Annotated in this window: 22 protein-coding genes; 16 read left to right on the top strand and 6 right to left on the bottom strand. The window is 75.2% G+C overall.

Annotation, left to right across the window (positions count from 1 at the left end):
• Nucleotides 1-2 precede the first annotated feature (2 nt).
• The 5 genes from BLS21_RS14720 to BLS21_RS14700 are packed head-to-tail and all read left to right on the top strand — an operon-like array spanning nucleotide 3 to nucleotide 5178.
• Nucleotides 3-737 (top strand): RcpC/CpaB family pilus assembly protein, encoded by a 735-nt coding sequence (locus tag BLS21_RS14720; RefSeq protein ID WP_091219703.1) that lies wholly within the window; start codon nucleotides 3-5, stop codon nucleotides 735-737.
• Complete coding sequence (locus BLS21_RS14715) at nucleotides 734-1924, top strand: CpaE/TadZ family protein (RefSeq protein ID WP_091219701.1); 1191 nt, start codon at nucleotides 734-736, stop codon at nucleotides 1922-1924. Before BLS21_RS14720 ends, BLS21_RS14715 begins: the two co-directional genes overlap by 4 nt.
• A 28-nt stretch (nucleotides 1925-1952) precedes the next feature.
• Nucleotides 1953-3359 carry a TadA family conjugal transfer-associated ATPase gene (locus tag BLS21_RS14710; RefSeq protein ID WP_091219699.1) on the top strand — a complete coding sequence of 469 codons (1407 nt, stop codon included), beginning with the start codon at nucleotides 1953-1955 and terminating at the stop codon, nucleotides 3357-3359.
• Complete coding sequence (locus BLS21_RS14705) at nucleotides 3359-4288, top strand: type II secretion system F family protein (RefSeq protein WP_245700426.1); 930 nt, start codon at nucleotides 3359-3361, stop codon at nucleotides 4286-4288. The genes BLS21_RS14710 and BLS21_RS14705 overlap by 1 nt, the downstream gene beginning before the upstream one ends.
• A complete protein-coding gene (locus tag BLS21_RS14700) occupies nucleotides 4288-5178 on the top strand; it encodes a type II secretion system F family protein (protein WP_091219697.1) in 891 nt (296 codons plus the stop codon). The genes BLS21_RS14705 and BLS21_RS14700 overlap by 1 nt, the downstream gene beginning before the upstream one ends.
• An 81-nt stretch (nucleotides 5179-5259) precedes the next feature.
• Here BLS21_RS14700 and BLS21_RS14695 read toward each other — a convergent pair whose 3' ends face one another.
• On the bottom strand, nucleotides 5260-5604 hold the full coding sequence (locus BLS21_RS14695; RefSeq protein ID WP_091219693.1) for a DUF8129 domain-containing protein: 345 nt from the start codon (nucleotides 5602-5604) through the stop codon (nucleotides 5260-5262).
• A 151-nt stretch (nucleotides 5605-5755) separates the two neighbouring features.
• On the opposite strand from BLS21_RS14695, the gene BLS21_RS14690 reads away from it, so the two are divergent.
• From BLS21_RS14690 to BLS21_RS14660, 7 genes are read left to right on the top strand one after another with little or no spacing between them, the layout of a single operon-like run.
• Entirely contained in the window at nucleotides 5756-6889 is a 1134-nt protein-coding gene (locus BLS21_RS14690) for a baeRF2 domain-containing protein (protein WP_091219692.1), read from the top strand.
• Between the two features lie 11 nt (nucleotides 6890-6900).
• Nucleotides 6901-7158, top strand: a complete 258-nt coding sequence (locus BLS21_RS14685) for a DUF2795 domain-containing protein (RefSeq protein WP_091219690.1) — start codon at nucleotides 6901-6903, stop codon at nucleotides 7156-7158.
• Between the two features lies 1 nt (nucleotide 7159).
• Nucleotides 7160-7390: a hypothetical protein gene (locus tag BLS21_RS14680; RefSeq protein ID WP_091219688.1), complete on the top strand. Its 231-nt coding sequence runs from the start codon at nucleotides 7160-7162 to the stop codon at nucleotides 7388-7390.
• A complete protein-coding gene (locus tag BLS21_RS14675; RefSeq protein WP_091219685.1) occupies nucleotides 7387-7779 on the top strand; it encodes a hotdog domain-containing protein in 393 nt (130 codons plus the stop codon). The genes BLS21_RS14680 and BLS21_RS14675 overlap by 4 nt, the downstream gene beginning before the upstream one ends.
• 1 nt (nucleotide 7780) lies before the next feature.
• On the top strand, nucleotides 7781-8665 hold the full coding sequence (locus tag BLS21_RS14670; protein WP_091219683.1) for an alpha/beta fold hydrolase: 885 nt from the start codon (nucleotides 7781-7783) through the stop codon (nucleotides 8663-8665).
• Between the two features lie 48 nt (nucleotides 8666-8713).
• Nucleotides 8714-9163, top strand: coding sequence for a cupin domain-containing protein (locus tag BLS21_RS14665; protein ID WP_091219680.1), 450 nt, complete (start codon nucleotides 8714-8716; stop codon nucleotides 9161-9163).
• 29 nt (nucleotides 9164-9192) lie between these two features.
• Nucleotides 9193-9618: a ChaB family protein gene (locus tag BLS21_RS14660; RefSeq protein ID WP_091219678.1), complete on the top strand. Its 426-nt coding sequence runs from the start codon at nucleotides 9193-9195 to the stop codon at nucleotides 9616-9618.
• Between the two features lie 25 nt (nucleotides 9619-9643).
• On the opposite strand, the gene BLS21_RS14655 is transcribed toward BLS21_RS14660, so the two are convergent.
• On the bottom strand, nucleotides 9644-10066 hold the full coding sequence (locus BLS21_RS14655) for a hypothetical protein (RefSeq protein WP_091219675.1): 423 nt from the start codon (nucleotides 10064-10066) through the stop codon (nucleotides 9644-9646).
• A gap of 298 nt (nucleotides 10067-10364) precedes the next feature.
• Here BLS21_RS14655 and BLS21_RS14650 point away from each other — a divergent pair, with 298 nt between their 5' ends.
• Nucleotides 10365-11351 carry an SDR family oxidoreductase gene (locus BLS21_RS14650; protein ID WP_091219672.1) on the top strand — a complete coding sequence of 329 codons (987 nt, stop codon included), beginning with the start codon at nucleotides 10365-10367 and terminating at the stop codon, nucleotides 11349-11351.
• Here the strand turns inward: BLS21_RS14650 and BLS21_RS14645 are convergent.
• On the bottom strand, nucleotides 11281-12642 hold the full coding sequence (locus tag BLS21_RS14645) for a M24 family metallopeptidase (RefSeq protein ID WP_091219669.1): 1362 nt from the start codon (nucleotides 12640-12642) through the stop codon (nucleotides 11281-11283). The two genes, BLS21_RS14650 and BLS21_RS14645, sit on opposite strands and share 71 nt — an antisense overlap.
• Before the next feature lie 150 nt (nucleotides 12643-12792).
• The gene (locus tag BLS21_RS14640) at nucleotides 12793-13929 is read right to left on the bottom strand and encodes a GGDEF domain-containing protein (RefSeq protein WP_091219667.1); all 1137 of its coding nucleotides are present in this window, start codon (nucleotides 13927-13929) and stop codon (nucleotides 12793-12795) included.
• A gap of 117 nt (nucleotides 13930-14046) precedes the next feature.
• Between BLS21_RS14640 and BLS21_RS14635 the strand changes: the two genes are divergently transcribed.
• The 3 genes from BLS21_RS14635 (at nucleotide 14047) to npdG (ending at nucleotide 15988) form a co-directional block, all read left to right on the top strand.
• A complete protein-coding gene (locus BLS21_RS14635; RefSeq protein ID WP_091219664.1) occupies nucleotides 14047-14520 on the top strand; it encodes a cupin domain-containing protein in 474 nt (157 codons plus the stop codon).
• A gap of 421 nt (nucleotides 14521-14941) precedes the next feature.
• Nucleotides 14942-15127: a hypothetical protein gene (locus tag BLS21_RS14630; RefSeq protein ID WP_091219661.1), complete on the top strand. Its 186-nt coding sequence runs from the start codon at nucleotides 14942-14944 to the stop codon at nucleotides 15125-15127.
• 165 nt (nucleotides 15128-15292) lie between these two features.
• Nucleotides 15293-15988, top strand: a complete 696-nt coding sequence (gene npdG / locus BLS21_RS14625; RefSeq protein ID WP_091219659.1) for an NADPH-dependent F420 reductase — start codon at nucleotides 15293-15295, stop codon at nucleotides 15986-15988.
• A 131-nt stretch (nucleotides 15989-16119) separates the two neighbouring features.
• Here npdG and panB read toward each other — a convergent pair whose 3' ends face one another.
• Both panB and BLS21_RS14615 read right to left on the bottom strand, forming a co-directional pair.
• Nucleotides 16120-16950 carry a 3-methyl-2-oxobutanoate hydroxymethyltransferase gene (gene panB / locus BLS21_RS14620; protein WP_091219656.1) on the bottom strand — a complete coding sequence of 277 codons (831 nt, stop codon included), beginning with the start codon at nucleotides 16948-16950 and terminating at the stop codon, nucleotides 16120-16122.
• On the bottom strand, nucleotides 16947-18782 hold the full coding sequence (locus tag BLS21_RS14615) for an NAD+ synthase (RefSeq protein WP_091219653.1): 1836 nt from the start codon (nucleotides 18780-18782) through the stop codon (nucleotides 16947-16949). The genes panB and BLS21_RS14615 overlap by 4 nt, the downstream gene beginning before the upstream one ends.
• Nucleotides 18783-18888: the final 106 nt, after the last annotated feature.

The following is an 18888-nucleotide window of genomic DNA, read 5'->3' as shown; positions in this document are numbered from 1 at the left end:
CGTTGAGACGCCGACTGCTAGCCGCCCTGGCGGCGCTGCTCCTCGCCGCCACCGGCGCCGTGGTCCTCCTGGCCTACGTGCGCGGCGCCGACGCCCGCGCCCTCGCCGGGGTGCGGACCGTGGACGTGCTCGTGGTCGACCTGCCGGTCGCCGAGGGGACGCCGGGGGACCAGCTGGCCGAGCTGGTCCGCACCGAGCGGCTGCCGGCCAAGGCCGCGGTCCCCGGTGCCGTGACCGACCTCGGCGAGCTGGCCGGCCGGGTCGCCACCGTCGACCTGCAGCCGGGCGAGCAGCTGCTGGCCGCCCGCTTCGCCGTCCCGGAGGACCTCGGCGTGCCCGGCACGGTCCCCGCCCCCGAGGGAGCCGCCGAGGTCAGCCTGCTGCTCGAGCCGCAGCGCGCGGTCGGCGGCCGGCTGGCCGCGGGGGACACCGTGGGCGTGCACGTCTCCCTCGACGGACGGACCCACGCCGTCCTCAGCCGGGTCCTGGTCACCCAGGTGCAGGGTGCGCCGGTCGCCGTCGCGGACGGCGAGGGGACCGACACCGCCTCCTCCGGCGGCGCGGCGCCCTCGGCCAGCCTCATGGTCACCCTCGGGCTGCGCCCCGAGGCGGCCGAGGCGGTCGTCTTCGGCATGGAGCACGGCACCGTCTGGCTCTCCCTCGAGCCCGAGGGCGTCGACCCGACCGGCACAGAGGTCCTCTCCCCGGCCACCGTCTACGACAAGGACTACTCATGAGTCGCGTGGTGCTCGGCGCAGCCGACGAGGAACTCGTCCTGCGCGTCAAGCAGGCGACCGACGGCGACGTGCACGTGCTGCCCGCCGGCCGGCTGCCTGCCGACCCGGCCCGGCTGTTCGAGCAGCTCGTCGACGGCGAGCTGCCCGAGGTCCTGCTGGTCGGCCCGCTCGCGCCGCCGCAGGAGGTGTTCTCCCTGGCCGCCCGGCTCGACGTGCAGTGCCCCGGCATCAGCGTCGTCCTGCTCGCCGACCCGGCGCCGCAGACCTGGCAGGAGGCGATGCGGGCCGGCGTCCGCGACCTGCTCGCGCCCACCGCCGACGCCGGCGAGATCCGCGCCGCCGTCGAGCGCGCCGGCTCGGCCGCGGCCGGGCGCCGGCGGGTGCTGCGCCCGGTCGAGGAGACCGCCCGCTACACCGGGCGGGTCATCGCCGTGGCCTCCCCGAAGGGCGGCGTCGGCAAGACGACCGTCTCGGCCAACCTGGCGATCGGCCTCACCGCGGCCGCGCCCCAGTCGACCGTGCTCGTCGACCTCGACGTCCAGTTCGGCGACGTCGCCTCCGCGCTGGGCCTGACGCCCGAGTACGCGCTGCCCGACGTCGCGCACGGCCCGGCGGCCGAGGACACGATGGTGCTCAAGACCTTCCTCACCCAGCACCCCAGCGGCCTGTACGCCGTGTGCGGCGCGGAGTCCCCGGCCGCCGGCGACACGGTGAGCGCCGCCGACGTCAGCCGGCTGCTCGCCTCGCTGGCCCGCGAGTTCCGCTACGTCGTCGTCGACACCGCGCCGGGGCTGTCGGAGCAGACGCTCGCCGCCCTCGACCGGGCCACCGACGTCGTGATGCTCAGCAGCATGGACGTCCCCGGCGTCCGCGGCCTGCGCAAGGAGCTCGACGTGCTCCGCGAGCTGTGCATGATCCCGGCCGGCCGGCACGTGGTCATGAACCTCGCCGACCCCAAGGGCGGGCTGTCGGTGCGCGACGTCGAGACCGCCATCGGCACCGGGGTGGACGTCGTCCTGCCGCGCTCGGCCGCGGTGCCGGCGTCGACCAACCAGGGCGTGCCGATCCTCGCCTCCGGTCGCCGCGACCCGGTGGTCAAGGAGCTGCGGCGGCTGGTGTCCCGGTTCGCCGCGACCCCGATCGTCAAGCCCGGCCGCTACCGCGCCAAGCACCGGGCGGCGTCGTGACCTCCGCCTCCGTGCACCGGGCGGCGTCGTGAACCTCGCGTCCCGGCTGGCCGCGGCCCAGGGGCGGCACGCCGCGCCCGAGACCGATGCGCCCACTCCGCTCCCTGCACCGCGGGCCGCCGCCCCGGCGGCCGTGCCGCCGCCCACCGACGCGCTCGCCAAGCTCAAGGACCGCGTCGCCAAGGCCCTGTTCGAGCGCATGGGCAACCGGATGAACGACCCGTCGCTGTCCGAGGAGCAGCTGCGCGCCGTCGTCCTCGGCGAGCTCGACGAGGTGGTCGAGGAGGAGCGCGTCCCGCTGTCGGCCGAGGAGCGCGCCCGGCTGACCGCGGAGCTCGCCGACGACGTCCTCGGCTACGGCCCGCTGCAGCGGCTGCTCGACGACCCCTGCGTCACCGAGATCATGTGCAACGGCCCGGACGCGGTCTACGTCGAGCAGGAGGGCCGGCTGGTCCGCACGGCCGCCCGGTTCACCTCCGAGGAGCACCTGCGCCGGGTGATCGACCGGATCGTCTCCCGGGTGGGACGGCGGGTCGACGAGTCCTCGCCGCTGGTCGACGCGCGGCTGGCCGACGGCTCCCGGGTCAACGCGATCATCCCGCCGCTGGCCTTCAGCGGGTCGACGCTGACCATCCGCAAGTTCGCCAAGGACCCGTTCACCGTCGACGACCTGATCGGCTTCGGCACCCTCTCCCCGGAGATGGCCGAGCTGCTGCGCGCCTGCGTCGAGGCCCGGCTCAACGTGATCGTCTCCGGCGGCACCGGCACCGGGAAGACCACGCTGCTCAACGTGCTCTCCTCCTTCATCCCCGAGGGCGAGCGGATCGTCACCATCGAGGACGCCGTCGAGCTGCAGCTGCAGCAGGACCACGTCGTCCGGCTGGAGTCCCGGCCGCCCAACATCGAGGGCAGGGGCGCGATCACCATCCGCGACCTGGTGCGCAACTCGCTGCGGATGCGCCCCGACCGGATCGTGGTCGGGGAGTGCCGCGGCGGTGAGTCGCTGGACATGCTGCAGGCGATGAACACCGGCCACGACGGGTCGCTGTCGACGGTGCACGCCAACTCCCCGCGCGACGCCATCGCCCGGCTGGAGACCCTGGTGCTGATGGCGGGCATGGACCTGCCGCTGCGCGCCATCCGCGAGCAGATCGCCTCGGCCGTCGACGTCGTCGTCCAGCTGACCCGGCTGCGCGACGGCACCCGCCGGGTCACCCACGTGACCGAGGTGCAGGGCATGGAGGGGGAGACGGTCACGCTCCAGGACGCGTTCCTCTTCGACTACTCCGCAGGCGTCGACGCCGCCGGCCGCTTCCTCGGCAAGCCGGTGCCCACCGGGGTGCGGCCGCGGTTCACCGACCGCTTCGACGAGCTGGGCATCCGGGTCTCGCCGCGGGTCTTCGGCACCGTCGAGCCGCGGCGGGGGTGGGCCTGATGCTCGTCGCGGGCCTGCTCGCGGTCACCGGCGCGCTGCTGCTGCTCGCCCTCGTCGTCCTCCCGGCCGGGCCGCGGCGGGTGCCGCTGTCCCGGCTCGACCCCGCCGTTCCCCGGCCGGCGTCCCCGCTGGCCGGGGCGTCGGCCGCCGCCGGCGCCGCGGTGGAGCGGGTGCTCGCCCGGCGCGGGCTGGGAGCGCGCGGCACCGCCGCGCTGGAGCGGGCCGGGGTGGCGACGGCGCTGCCGGACGTCGTCCTGCTGGTGGGCCTGGGCACCGTCGTCCTCGGCGCGCTGGGCCTGCTGCTCGGGGGGGTGCTGCCCGCGCTGGTGTGCGCGGCGCTGGTCCCGCTGGGCACGAAGGTCCTGCTCGGGCTGCGGCGGGGACGGCGGCAGGCGGCCTTCGCCGACCAGCTCGACGACTCGCTGCAGCTGATGGCCTCCAGCCTGCGCGCCGGGCACAGCCTGCTGCGCGCGGTCGACTCGGTGTCGCAGGAGGCCGCGGCCCCGACCGCCGAGGAGTTCGCCCGCATCGTCAACGAGACCCGGGTGGGCCGTGACCTCGGCGACGCCCTCGACGAGGTCGCCGAGCGGACGGGCAGCGACGACTTCCGCTGGGTCGCCCAGGCGATCGGGATCCACCGCGAGGTCGGCGGCAACCTGGCCGAGGTGCTCGACACCGTCGGCCACACGATCCGCGAGCGCAACGCCATCCGCCGTCAGGTCACGGCGCTGTCGGCCGAGGGCAAGTTGTCCGCGGTCGTGCTGATGGCCCTGCCCTTCGGCATCGTCGCGTTCCTCCTGGTGACCAACCCCGCCTACCTGGCCGGCTTCACCGAGGGCCTCGCCGGCTACCTGATGATCGCGGCCGTCGTCGTGCTGCTCACCGCCGGCGGGCTGTGGCTCAAGAAGACCGTGGCGATCCGGTTCTGATGCCGCCGACCCCCGTGCTCGCGGCCGCGCTGGCCGTCGCCCTCGCCGTCCCGCTGCTGGGCTGGGCGCTGCTGACCCGCCCGCAGGACGCCGCCGCCCGCACCCGCGCCAACCTCACCCGCGGCCTGGACCTGCCGGGCGCGGCCGCCGCCCGTCCGCGCTCCCGGCTGCTGCCGCGCCTGGCCCGCGCGCTCACCCCGGCCGGCACGATCGCCCGCCTCAACCGGCTGGCGGGCGCGGCGGGGCGTCCGGCGGAGTGGCCGGTGCCCCGGCTGGTGGCGGCCAAGCTCGTGCTCGCCGGAATCGCCGCGGCGTTCGGGGTGCTGGTGGTGACGGCCAGGCCGGGGCCGCTGACCGTGCTGATGGCCGTCGTCGTGACCGGGGTGGCCTACGTCGTCCCGGAGCTGCTGCTCCACAGCCGCGGGCAGGAGCGGCAGCAGGCGATCGCGCTGGAGCTCGCCGACACCCTCGACCAGATGACCATCGCGGTGGAGGCCGGGCTCGGCTTCGAGGCGGCGATGGCGCGGGCCGGGCGCAACGGCCGCGGTCCGCTGGCCGAGGAGCTGGTGCGCACGCTGCAGGACATCGCCGTCGGCCAGCCCCGCCGCGAGGCCTACCTGGCGCTGGCCGAGCGGACGGCGGTGCCCGACCTGCGCCGGTTCATCCGCGCCGTGGTGCAGGCCGACGCGTACGGCGTCTCGATCGCCGACGTGCTGCGCACCCAGGCGGCCGAGATGCGGCTCAAGCGCCGGCAGCGGGCCGAGGAGAAGGCGATGCAGATCCCGGTGAAGGTGATCTTCCCGCTCATCCTCTGCATCCTGCCGACGCTGTTCATCGTGCTGCTGGGTCCCGCCGTCCTGGACATCGCGGAGGCCTTCGGCGGGCAGTGAGCGCCGCGGCGGCGAGATCTGCACACCGGTCGCCATCAGGGCTCCGATGGCGACCGGTGTGCAGATCTCGCGGAGAGGGGCTCAGCCGGTGCTGCGGGGCTGGGCCGGGTTGGTCGGGTCGCCCTGGGACGGCGGGTTCATCGCCGGGCCGGTCGTCGCCTCGGAGACCTTCGAGCCACCCGCGGCGTGCACCGGGTCGTCAGCGGCCGCGGCGGCCGGGTCGCCGCCGGAGGGCTGGGCCCCCTCGCGCAGCGCGCTGAGCCGGTTCTCCATCACGGTCACCACCTGCAGCCGGTTGGCGTGCGCCCGCTCGTACTCGAGCACCGTCTCCAGCCCAGCGGCGTCCAGGGTGCGGATCCGTGAGGTCAGCCCCTCCACCGGGAGGTGGTCGTAGTCGGGCAGCGGCAGCTGGTCGTGTTCGGTCATGGCCGACCGCCTACCCCTGCCCCGCGGATCCGACACCGGGTGTGAGGTCACGGCCGGTGGGTAGGCGGCGGAGGCGGGCAGCCCGGGTCGCAGCCCCCGCGACCCGAACCGCCGACCCGACCCACAGCGATCGAGGAGTGGTCCCACCCCCATGGACGTGTCCTTCCTGGAACCGGTCTTCACCGCCTCCGGGCCCTACGCCACCGTGTGCGCCGACGTCACGCACACCACCGAGAACGCCGACACCGAGGTGGAGCTGCGGGTCCGCGCCCTCGGCGAGCAGCTCACCGACCAGGGGGCGCCGGAGGCCGTGGTCGAGGCGGTCCGCAGCCGGCTCCTCGAGGCCAACGAGGGCGGCGAGATCGCCACGTTGCGGGGCCGGGCCCTCGTCGTCGCGGCCGACGGCTCCGTCGTCCTGGACCAGCCGCTGGTGGACTCGCCGCGGCAGGAGGTCGCCGAGTGGTCGCCGACCCCGAACCTGCTCCCGATCCTGCGGCAGCTGCCCGGACGGGTGCCGCACATCGTCGTCGTCACCGACCGGGTCGGCGCCGACATCTCGGTGGCCACCCTCGTGGGTCGCCCCGAGATCGAGGACGAGGTCGAGGGCGACAGCTTCCAGATCCGCAAGTTCCAGGGCGGCGGCTGGGCCCACCACCGGTACCAGCACAACGCCGAGAACAAGTGGATCCACAACGCCGACAACGTCGCCGAGCGCATCGCCTCCCTGGTGCGCCGGCTGCACCCGCGGTTCGTGCTCCTCGCCGGCGACATCCGGGCCCGGCAGATCCTCACCGACCGGGCCAGCGACCTGTGGTCGGAGCTCATCGTCTCCATGGACGAGGGCGGCCGGGCCGCCGGCGCCGACCGCGAGCCGGTCGACCAGCGGGCCGCCGAGCTCGTGGCCGAGCACGAGGCCCGCGAGGAGGCCGACGCGGTGGAGAAGCTGGCCTCCGCCGGCGCCCACGGCCTGGCCGTCACGGGCAAGGCCGCGGTGGTCGAGGCGCTGCGCAAGGGCCAGGTCGAGACCCTGGTCCTCGCCGACCAGCAGGACCCCGACGACACGCTGATCGTCGGCAACTCGCCGCTCGAGCTCGGCGTCGACCAGCACGACATGGACGCCCTGGGCACCCACGGCACCGTCGTCCCGGCCGAGGGAGCACTGCTCGCCGCCTCCGTCGCGAGCGCGGCCGGCGTCGTCGTCGTCCCCCGGGCGGCGATGCCCGGGGACATCCCGGTGGCCGCGATCCTCCGCTACACCGACGACTCCACCCCGAAGGCCCAGTGAGGAACCCCGACATGACCGATCCGCACCAGCCCGCCACCTCACCCGGTACCTCCACCGGCGACGTCGAGCGTCGCGCCGCGCTCGCCGAGGCCCTCGGCAAGGAGATCTGGCCGGCCGACAAGGACGCGCTCGTGGCCAGGGCCCAGGAGGGCAACGCCCCCGACCGCGTGCTCTCCGACCTGCGCCGGCTGCCGTCCGGCCAGCAGTTCGACAACGTGCAGGACGTCGCCCGCGCCCTGGGCATCGGCACCGAGCAGCAGCGGTTCTGAGGTGACCACCAACAAGGAGCCCAGCCCCGAGGCGCTGGCCAACGTTCCCGAGCACAACGTCTCCACCCGGGCGGACCTGCTGCCCGAGGAGCAGGAGCTCCACGGCAGCGGCATGGAGGAGGTCGCCGCCGAGGTGATCCTGGCCGAGTCCGAGGAGCGGACCGTCCACCCCGACCCGGACGACGCCCAGGGCGCCCACCGCCAGTCCGCAGAGACCGCGGACCTGCCCTGAGCGCCCCGCACGAGCACGCCGTCCAGCTGCGCTGGTCGGACCCGGACTCCCTCGGCCACGTCAACCACGCCCGCGCCCTCAGCCTGATCGAGGACGCGCGGCTGGCGATGGCCGAGGGGGCGCCGGGGGACCGCGGGCTCATCCTGGCGCGGCTCGAGGTCGACTACCTGCGCCAGCTGTACTACCGGGTGGGCGAGCGGCTGTGCGTGCGCAGCACGGTGACCCTGCTGGGCACCAAGTCGCTCACCCTGCGGCAGGAGCTGGTGCAGGACGACGAGGTCGCCATCCGCGCCTCCGTGGTGATGGTCCTGTTCGACTTCGCCACCGACACGAGCCGGGCGATGACCGACGACGAGCGCGCCCACTGGTCCCGGTTCATCGAGTCCTGAGGTGGCGTTCTTCCCCGGGTTCGCCGAGACCACGGCCGACGGGGCGGACGGCGTCCGGCTGCGGGTGCGGGCCGGCGGCGAGGGCCGGCCCGTCGTCCTGCTGCACGGGCACCCGCGGACGCACACCACCTGGCACCGGGTCGCCCCGCTGCTGGCCGCGGCCGGGCACACCGTCGTCTGCCCGGACCTGCGGGGCTACGGGCAGTCGTCCACGCCGCCGACCACCGAGGACCACGCGCCCTACGCCAAGCGGGCGATGGCCCGCGACGTGGTCGCGCTGATGCGGGGCCGGGGGCACGAGCGGTTCGCCGTCGTCGGGCACGACCGCGGCAGCTACGTCGCGCTGCGCACGGCCCTCGACCACCCCGCTGCCGTCACCCACCTCGCCGTCCTCGACTGCATCCCGATCGTCGAGCACCTCGACCGCGCCGACGCCCGCTTCGCCACCGCTTGGTGGCACTGGTTCTTCTTCGCCCAGCCCGACAAGCCCGAGCGGGCCATCGGCGCGGACCCCGACGCCTGGTACGGCGCGCTGGCCCCCGGGAGGGCCGCGCAGATGGGGGAGGAGAACCACGCGGACTTCCGCCGCGCGATCGCCGACCCCGCCACCGTGCACGCCATGCTCGAGGACTACCGCGCCGGCCTGACCGTGGACCGCGCCGCCGAGGAGGCCGACCGGGCCGCCGGACGGCGGGTCGCCTGCCCCACGCTGGTGCTCTGGTCGGCCCGCGACGACCTCGAGGACCTGCACGGCGACCCGCTGCGGATCTGGGCAGACTGGGCCGGCGACCTGCGCGGCGGCGGCCGCATCGACAGCGGGCACCACATGGCCGAGGAGGCCCCCGAGGAGCTGGTCGCGGCGCTGGTCCCCTTCCTGGCGAGCTGATCGCGACGGGTCGGTGACGGGGGAGGCAACCCGGCGTAGCGTCCCCGCATGGCCGCTCCCTTCGCCGTGGACCACGACAGCGGGGAGCGCCTGGAGCTCTGGGGGACGACGATCGTCGTCCGCGCGTCCGCGGACACCACCGGTGGGGCCTTCACCCTCTTCGAGGAGGCGACGCCGCTGCTGGACACCTCGCGCCACGTGCACCGGGAGACCGACGAGCTCTACTACGTCGTCGAGGGCGAGCACGTCTTCGTGTGCGGGGACCGGGAGCTGACGGTGGGTCCGGGCGGGACGGTGTTCCTGCCGCACGGCGTGCCGCACTCCCACCGGCGCGTGGTCCCGCGCACCGGCCGCCTGCTGTGCGCGACGTCCCCGGCCGGCTTCGAGGGCTTCTTCCGCGTCCTCGCCGAGGCCAGCCGCACCGGGGCGCCGCCCGGCGAGGCCTACGAGCGGGCGTCGGAGGAGCACGGCGTCACCTGGCTGGGGGACGGCGACTGACGCCCGCGGGCGGCGGGTAACGGCCCGGCATGCCGAAGACGACGAAGAGCGGGGACGCGAAGCAGGACGAGATCCCCAGCACCCTGCAGCGCTCGGACGAGAAGGCGCAGCGCACCTTCGCCAAGGCCCACGACTCGGCGATGGACTCCTACGACGACGAGCGGCGGGCCAACCAGGTCGCCTGGGCCGCGGTCAAGCACACCCACGAGAAGGTCGGCGACCACTGGGAGCCGAAGGACCACAAGGGCCCCAGCGACGCGCAGGCCGAGGGCGGCCGCGACACCGACCGCGAGACCAAGGGCGGCGTCGACGCCAACGCCACCAAGGACCACCTGATGGACGTCGCCAAGCGGCTCGACGTCAGCGGCCGCTCGTCGATGAGCAAGGACGAGCTGGTCGACGCCATCCAGGAGGCCAACGACGAGGCGACCGCCGAGGCGCGGAAGAAGAGTTAGCCCTCACCGCTCCGGGAGGTCGGCGCTACCTGATCGGTCGGCCCGCGTCGTCCCGTGCCTGCGGCATCGCGTCCTGCACCAGGCCGACCGTGCCGAGGAGGGCGACGACCGCCGCTGCCGCCCACAGGAACGGGGACACGTCCCGGTCGCTGTGCCACGCCGAGACGGCGAGGGCTGCGGCCCCGGCCAGGAGCGCCACGCCCAGCACGACCCCGACGACGTCACGGCGCCGCCTGTCCTCCTCCTCGATGATGCACGCGACCTCGTCGTCGAGGTGCCCCAGCATGCGCTTGTACGCGTCGCTGTCCGGGGGGAGCTTCGCGAGCAGGTCGGCGTCGCTGACCAGCCGACCGCGGCGGCCCGGGACGGCCCCCCGGAGCAGTTTCGCCACGGCGCCCACCACCGGGATCGCCGCGAGCACGACCTTGGACCAGTCGTCCGGGTCCACTACGCGTGCTCGACGGACGGGCGCCGGCTGCCGTGGCCGCCATCGGCGGATCGCGCCATGGGAGAGGTGCCCACGAACGGACTCTAGCGACCTCTTCCGGATGCCCACCCCCGGAAGAGGCGCTCGATGGGCGTCGCAGGGCGGGCTGCACGACCGCAGGGGAGCAACCGCCCGGGTCATGGCGCTCACGGTCGGCCCCACGAGCGCAGCTCGGCTGCCCAGGCACAGGACGCTCGGGCGTTGTCCGCCCGGGTGCGCCCTGCGTTCCGCAGCGGCGGGTCGCGGGTAGCCCGACGGCATGGCCGACACCCGACGTCCCGTCAGCGAGCAGGCGGTCGTCGTCCTCGGTGCCTCCAGCGGCATCGGCCGGGCGACGGCGCTGGAGTTCGTGCGGCAGGGCTGCACCCGGATCGTCGTCGCCTCCCGCGGGGAGGAGGCCCTCGGCACGCTGGTCGAGGAGCTCACGCGGGAGGGCGCGGAGGCGGTCGCCGTCCCCACCGACATCACCGACCAGGCCGCCGTCCGGGCGCTGGTCGACGCGGCCGAGGCCCGTTTCGGCCGGATCGACACCTTCGTGACCGTGCCCGGCGTCGGCATCTGGGGGTCGGTGCAGCAGATCGACCTCGACGAGTTCCGCCGGGTCACCGAGGTGAACTACCTCGGCCACGTGGCCGCCGCGCAGGCCGCCGTCCCGGCGCTGGAGCGGGCCGGCGGGGGCGTGCTGATCGGCATCGGCTCGGTGGAGGGCTACCGCGCCGTCCCGCTGCACGCGCCGTACTCGGCGAGCAAGTTCGCGCTGCGCGCCTTCTACGACTGCCTGCGGATGGAGCTGGCCGAGGCGGGGTCGCCGGTCGAGGTGAGCCAGATCCTGCCCGCCGGCATCGCCACGCCGTTCTTCGAGCACGCCCGCACCAAGCTCGGCTCGATGCCCAAGCCGCCCCCGCCCGTGTACGCGCCCGAGCTGGTCGCCGAGGCCGTCGTCCGCGCGTCGGTGCACCCGCGGCGGGAGGTCCCGGTGGGCGACGCCGCGCTGGGCTTCATCGCCGGGCAGCGGTTCAGCCCCGCGCTCACCGACGCGCTGCTGTCGGTGACCGGCCGGCAGCTGCAGACCACCGACCGGCCCGACGACGGCACCGACATCCTCGACACCCCGACCCCGGGCCCCGGCCGGGTGCGCGGCGCCTTCGCCGACCAGGTGCTCACCACGAGCCCGGTCACCCGGGTCGCCGGCGCCGTGGTGCGGCCGGGGGAGCTCCTCCTGCGGGCCATCCGGCGCCGGGGATGAGCAGCAGCTCGGTCTGCCGGTCGCCGAGGTAGGTCACGCCGTCGTCGGTCAGGGCCACGCCCTCCTCCAGGGCCATGCGCACCGGCTGGCCGCCCCACTCGGGCACCGGCACCCGCACGCACAGCTCCAGGGCGTAGACGGTGTCGGGGTGCAGCACCCGGTCACCGGCGCCCGGGACGCCGTCCTGGTCGTCCCAGCGGCCGATCGCCGGCCCCGCCCCGTGGCCGTGCACGCCGACCGGGTGTGAGTAGATGACGCCGTCGATGCCCTCGGCCGCGGCGGCGCACCGGGCCGCGGCCAGCACCTCGTTGCCGGTGCGGCCGGGCACCAGTTGCGCGGTGGTGAGGTCCTGCAGCCGGTTGCCCACGGCCAGCGCGCGGCGCAGCCCGGCCGGCGCCTCGGTCTCGCCCCGGCGCAGCACGTAGCCGTTGCGCTGGCTGTCGGTCTTCAGGCCCAGGCTCGACAGGCCGACGTCGCAGTGCACCAGGTCGCCGGGCTCCACCGGCACGTCGTAGGGGACGGCGGGCAGCAGGGCCTCCCCGCGCAGCGGCGCCACCCCCGCGCGCTGCACGTCGACCACCGGGTGGAACCACGGCTCGACGCCCAGGTCGGTCAGCCGCTGGCGGATCCACCAGGCGAGGTCGGTGGCGGTGGAGACGCCCGCGGTGAGGACGGCGGGGGAGAAGGCCTCCTCGACCACCTCGCGCGCCCGGTGGTTGAGCCGGTCGAGCGCGGCGATCTCCTCGGGCAGCCGCGTCTCCAGCCAGCCGACCGCCAGGTCCTCGGCCGGCACCAGCCGGTCGGCCCACGGTCCCAGCGCCTCGGTGAGCAGCCGGTGCTCGGTGTGGGACAGGCCGTCGGCGAGGGCGAAGTCGGCCGAGACGTCGATGCCGATCCGCTCCGGCGCGGCCTGCTCGACGATGCGGCGCACCTCGGCCCACTGGGTGTCCTCGGTCGGGAGGCGTCCGCCGTCCTCGGGCGACCAGGCCGGCAGGAACTGCCCCACCGGGTAGCGCGAGACCGCGGCCGCGGTGACGCCGTCGTCGCTGCGGTGCAGCGCGAGGATCGTGCGCCGGCGGGCCGAGAGCCAGGTGGCCGGCAGCAGCGTGGCCAGCACCGGGTCCTCGTTGTACTCGCGGCCCACCACCAGCCACAGGTCGATGCCGGCGCGGTCCATGAGCCCGGGCAGCAGGTCCAGCAGCCGCTGGGTCAGCCACCGGTCGCGGACGTCGGCCTGCTCGCGGAGCGGCAGGGGCACCGTCCGGGTCGGGTCCGGCGCGACGAGCGGCATGGGAAGAGTGGAGCAGAGAACCGGCGTCCCCACCGCTCGAGCGGGGCGCCCCCTGCAGGAGGAGGACTCCCTGCGCCCCACCGCTCGCAGGCTCGCGGCGGGCTCCTGCAGGCGGCCGGAGGGGCCGGGGGGGGGCGGAGGGGTCCTCCGTCAGCCCGCCGCGCGGCCGGCGGGCGGGACGCTGTTGGCCAGCCGCACGGAGCGCTGCCGCGGCACCACCGCGGCCACCCGGTCGCGGCCGGCCCGCTTGGCCTCGTACATGGCCCCGTCGGCGCGGTCCACCAGCCGCCACATGGCGTCGGCGGCGTCCTCGCCGTCCACCGGTCGGGTCAGCGCGATGCCGATCGAGGCGGTCACCGAGTGGCCGTCGTCGGTCCGGCTGGTCCGCACCGCCGCGCGCAGCCGCTCGGCCAGCCGGTGGGCCTCGGCCGGGTCGCTGACCAGGCCGAGCACGATCATCTCCTCGCCGCCGGTGCGCGCCAGCACGTCGGTGGGCCGCACGGTGGCCGCCAGCGACGACGCCACCGTGCGCAGCACCGCGTCGCCGGCGGCGTGCCCGTGGGCGTCGTTGAGCTGCTTGAAGTGGTCGAGGTCGAGGACCATCGCGGCCACCCGCGACCCCTCGCGGCGGGCCTGCCGCCACACGCGCGGGGCCTGCTCGACGAGGAATCGGCGGTTGGCCAACCCGGTGAGCGGGTCCTGGTGGGAGAGCGCCCGGGTGGCCTCCAGCAGCCGCTGCACCCGGCGGCGCAGCACGTAGACGCCGAAGGCGGCGGTGTTCAGCACGCCGGCACTGATGACCACCTGCACGGCGATCGACAGGGCGCCGTCGTACGTGTGGCCCAGGGCGACGGTGCAGGCCGCCACCGTCGCCAGCATGGTGGCGCCCAGCATCCAGGGGCCGAGGAACCAGGCCGCGACGAAGGAGGGGAACAGCAGCATCAGCGGGGTGGCCTGCGCCGGCTGCGACACGCTGAGGACGACGATCACGTAGACCACCTCGGTCAGCGCCACCAGCCCGAGGGTCTGCCACCGGCCGGCCCGCTGGCGGACCGCCAGAGCGGCGGCGGCCACCAGGCACGCGGCCATCGCGACCGTGTACGTGGTGCGGGTGGCGCCCTGGTGCAGCGTCCCGTCGACGCAGAGGTTCACCGTGCCGATGAGGCCGGCGACGCAGGTGAGCGCGGCGAGGGTGAGCGCCGCGATCCGGTGTTCCGGCCCCCGGCTGACGGAGGTGTCGTACCTCCCCCGCAGTGTGTCGGTGTCCTTGCGTCGCGGCCCGCTCACGGAGGCAGCATGCCGTACTCCGCAGTTCCGTTGGAACCCTCGTTGCACTTCCGTCACCAGCCGTCCCAGTGGCCGGGACGGGTCGACGCCGCCGCACGCCGGTGCCAGGGTGACGCCGTGTCCCACCCCGAGCCCGGCACGGTCGTCGTCCGCACCCTCGCCGAGCACCCGATGGTGGAGGCAGGGGGTCCCAGCGCACTGCGCATGGTCGCGCCCGGCTCGCACACCGCGGGCCGCTTCGGTCTGGTCGAGTACCGCCTCGCGCCGCACAGTCCCGGGGCCGCGCCGCACTACCACCAGACGTTCTCCGAGTCGTTCTACGTGCTCGCAGGCACGCTGACGGTCTACGCCGACGGCGCCTGGCGGCCGTGCTCGGCCGGTGACTTCGCGCTGGTGCACGAGCGAGGCGTGCACGGCTTCCGCAACGACGGGGACGAACCGGCCGACTTCCTCATCCTCTTCGCGCCGGGCATCGCCCGGGAGCACTTCTTCGCCGAGATGGCCGAGCTGCGCCGCAGCGGCCGGACCCTCTCGCCGGAGGAGATGACCGCCTTCTACGCCCGGCACGACCAGGTGATGGTCGACGTCTGACCCGCCGCCGGCGGACGCCCCGGGGTCCGACACGCCGGGTGCGCACACCCTCCCGCGGCCTGCCTCGTTGCCCCGGACCGGACCGCTCGCGGTCCCGGCAGCCCGACCGGGGCCGGACGGAGCGAGGAGCGGCGTGCCCGGCGAACGCATCACCTGGACCGCCTGCCCCACCTGCGGCGACCGCGCGGCGGTCGGCTGGCAGCTCGACCGGGGGCCGGACGGCGGCCTCCGGGGGCACCGACGACGTCCGACCGCAGCAGCGGCTGCACCATGACCGCCCTGCAGGTCGTCCACTGGTTCGGCGGGCGTAGCGCCGGCGGGGCCGGTGCCCGGCTCCAGTAGGGATCCGTACTGTGTCGTCCGGCCCCCCTGCGCCTACCGTCGAGCCTGACGTCGGAAGGCCACGCACCGGGAGGACGACATGGCGCAGGGGCCGTGGTTCTACTGCCTCAAGCACCACACCGTGGAGGACCGGGACGGGTGCGCCGAGCGGCACCGCCTGGGTCCGTACGCCACCCGCGAGGAGGCCGAGCACGCGCTGCAGTCGGTGGCCGAGCGCGAGGAGCGGCTGACCGCCGAGGACCGCGCCTGGCGGGAGGGCGGCTGAGGGAGGACCTCCTGCCCCCACCACTCGCAGGCTCGCGGCGGGGCCCTGCAGGGGGCCTTCAGTGCGCCACCGGGCCGGCGGCGGGACCCTGCCGGGGGGCCGCCCGTCGCCCGGGCATGATCCCTCCGGGACGCCGGGGGGTCCGGCGCGCGCAGGAGGTGGGACGTGTCGGACGGACGCTCGGTGGAGGAGCTGGTCGTCGGGGTGCTGGGCGGCACCGGTCCGCAGGGCCGGGGGCTCGCCGTCCGGCTGGCGGCGGCCGGGCAGCGGGTGCTGCTCGGCTCACGGGACGCCGAGCGGGCCGGTGAGGTGGCCGCGCAGGTCGCCGAGCGGGCCACCGCCGCGGCCGGGGGGTGCGAGGTCTCGGTGACCGGCGGCTCCAACGTCGACGTCGCCGGTGCGGCCGACCTCGTGGTCGTGGCCGTCCCGTACGCCGGGCACGCCGCCACCCTCGCCGAGCTCGCCACCCCGCTGGCCGGGAAGGTCGTCGTCGACTGCGTCGTCCCCATGGCCTTCGACGAGCTCGGGGCCTACGTGCTCGACGTCCCCGAGGGCTCGGTGGCCCAGCAGGCGGCCGCGCTGCTGCCCGACTCGCACGTCGTGGGCGCGTTCCACCACCTGTCGGCGCGGCTGCTGGAGGACCTCTCCAGGCCCACCCTGGACGGCGACGTGATGGTGGTCGGCGACGTCCGCGAGGCCACCGACACCGTCCAGGCGCTGGCCGGCCGGCTGCCGGGCATGCGTGGCATCTACGCCGGCCGGCTGCGCAACGCCCGCCAGGTCGAGGCGCTCACCATCAACCTGGTGTCGGTCAACCGCCGGTACAAGGCGCACGCCGGCATCCGCGTCACCGACGTCTGAAAGAGGACCCCCCTGCACCCCCCACTCGCATGCTCGCGGCGGGACCCTGCAGGGGGGGCCATCCCGGCGGCGACCGCAACTGCGCAGTCGGCGGAGCGCAGCAGTGGCCGGCGCGGGGACGAGCGGCCCGGTTACTCGAAGGAGTGCTCGGGACCGGGGAAGACGCCTCCGCGCACCTCGTCGGCGTACTCGCGCGCCCCGCGCAGCAGCTCACCGCGCAGGTCGGCGTACTTCTTGACGAAGCGCGGCACCCGCCCGGTGGTCAGCCCGGCCATGTCCGGCCAGACCAGCACCTGGGCGTCGCAGTCGACGCCGGCGCCGATGCCGATGGTCGGGATGGTCAGCTCCTTGGTCACCTGCGCCGCGATCTCCGCCGGCACCATCTCCAGGACGACGGCGAACGCGCCGGCCTCCTGCGCGGCGTGCGCGTCGGCCAGCAGCTGCTCGGCCCCGGCGCCCCGGCCCTGCACCCGGTACCCGCCCAGGGCGTGCTCGCTCTGCGGCGTGAACCCGACGTGTGCCATGACGGGGATGCCGTTCCCGGTCAGCATCCTGGTCTGCGGGGCGACCCGCACCCCGCCCTCGAGCTTGACGGCCTGCGCGCCGCCCTCCTTCATCATCCGGACGGCGGTCGCGAACGCCTGCTGCGGTGACGCCTCGTAGCTGCCGAACGGCAGGTCGGCCACGATCAGCGACCGCTTCGTCGAGCGGGTGACCGCCCTGGTCATCACCAGGATGTCCTCGACGGTGACCGGCACGGTCGAGGTGTGCCCGAGGACGACGTTGCCGGCGGAGTCACCGACCAGCAGCACCGGGATGCCGGCCTCCTCGAAGATGGCCGCGCTGAAGGTGTCGTAGGCGGTGAGCATCGCCCACTTCTCGCCGCGCTCCTTGGCCTGCTGCAGGTGGTGCACCCGCACCCGGGCGGTGGACTTCCCGCCGTACAGGACAGATTCGGTCATGAGTGTGATGCCGCTCCCTCGCGGACGGTGGGCAGCGTCTCCCGCCACCGGTTGGTGATGGGCAGCCGCCTGTCGCGTCCGAACGCCTTGAGGCTGATCTTCGTTCCGGGCGCGGACTGGCGGCGCTTGAACTCCGCGGCGTCCACCAGCCGCAGCACCCGCGCCACCACCTCGGGGTCGTGGCCGCGCTCGAGCAGGTCGGCCATCCCGAGGTCGCGGTCGACGTAGTCGGCGACGACCGCGTCGAGCTCCTCGTAGGTGGGCAGCGAGTCGGTGTCGACCTGGCCGGGCGCGAGCTCGGCCGACGGCGGCTTGTCGATCGAGTTCTGCGGGATCGGCTCGGTCTCCCCGCGGCCCCGCGCGTGCTCGTTGCGCCACCGGGCGAGGGCCCAGACCAGCGTCTTGGGCACGTCCTTGATGGGCGCGAACCCGCCGGCCGAGTCGCCGTAGAGGGTCGAGTAGCCGACGGCGACCTCGCTCTTGTTGCCGGTGGTCAGCAGCAGGTGCCCGTGCTGGTTGGACAGCCCCATCAGCAGCGTGCCCCGCACCCGGGCCTGCAGGTTCTCCGCCGCCACGCCGCTGAGCTCGACGGACGAGTGGTAGGCGTCGACCATCGGCGCGATGGGGACGACCGAGTAGTGCAGCCCGGTGCGCCGCGCGAGGTCCTCCGCGTCGGCCAGGGAGTGCTCGCTGGAGTACGCCGAGGGCAGGCCGACGCCGTACACCCGGTCGGGACCGAGCGCGTCGACGGCGAGGGCGGCGCAGACGGCGGAGTCGATGCCGCCGGAGAGGCCGAGCACCACCGAGGGCATGCCGTTCTTGTCGATGAAGTCCCGCAGGCCCAGCACCAGCGCCCGCCAGACCTCCTCCGGGTCCGACAGCGGCTCGGCGACCGACGCCGCCCGCGGCTCGAACGCCGGCACCGGCTCCTCGGAGAGCACGTGCCGGGTCACCGTCATCGGCCCGATCCGGCCCGCGCGCCGCTCCGGCACGGACGACGGGTCGATCCGCAGGTCCACGCACATCAGGTGCTCGACGAACTGCGGTGCCCGGCCGAGCAGCTCGCCGTCCGCCGAGACGGCCATGGAGTCGCCGTCGAAGACCAGCTCGTCCTGGCCGCCGACCTGGTTGCAGTAGACGACGGTGGCCCGCGCCTCGGCCGCCCGGCGGCGGACCAGCGGCAGCCGCAGGTCGTCCTTGGCCCGCTCGTAGGGCGAGGCGTTGGGGGAGAGCACCAGGTCGACCCCGGCCTGCCCGGCGACGCCGCACGGCCCGCCCTCGACCCACAGGTCCTCGCAGACGGTCAGCGCGACGTCCACGCCGTGCAGCCGCACCACCGGGAGCTCGGTGCCGGGCACGAAATACCGGGCCTCGTCGAAGACGCCGTAGTTGGGCAGGTGCCGCTTGTGGTAGCGGACGACGACCTCGCCGCCGTGCAGCAGCGCCGCCGCGTTGCGGGGGGCGCCGTGGCGCGGGTTGGCGTCGGCCGGGCGGTCGTCCTCGCCGGGCATCGACTCCGCCGGCGCCGGGCCGCTGCCCTCGGTGTGCGCCAGGTAGCCGACGACGACGGCGGTGTCGCCCAGGCCCCGGTCGGCGAGGTCGGCGGCGAGGTCCACCAGCGCGGTCTCGCTGGCGCGGGCGAAGGACTCGCGGAGCACGAGGTCCTCGGCCGGGTAGCCGGTCAGGGTCATCTCGGGGAAGACGACGACGTGGGCGCCGGCCTGCGCCGCGTCCGCCGTCCAGCGGGTCACCAGCTCGGCGTTGCCGCTGATGTCGCCGACCCGGGTGTCGACCTGGGCCAGGGCCACGCGGAGTTGCACGGGTTCGCTCACGTGCCCATCCTGGTCCGGGCGCCCGATCCGCGGCCAGGCGGGGCAGGGCGGCGGCGCCCCTGCAGGGGCCCACCGCGAGCCTGCGAGGGGTGGGGGGCAGGGGGTC

Source organism: Geodermatophilus siccatus (assembly GCF_900103785.1).
Lineage (GTDB): Bacteria > Actinomycetota > Actinomycetes > Mycobacteriales > Geodermatophilaceae > Geodermatophilus > Geodermatophilus siccatus.
Note: the sequence above shows the minus strand (reverse complement) of the source record. Positions and strands in the feature narration are given on the sequence as shown.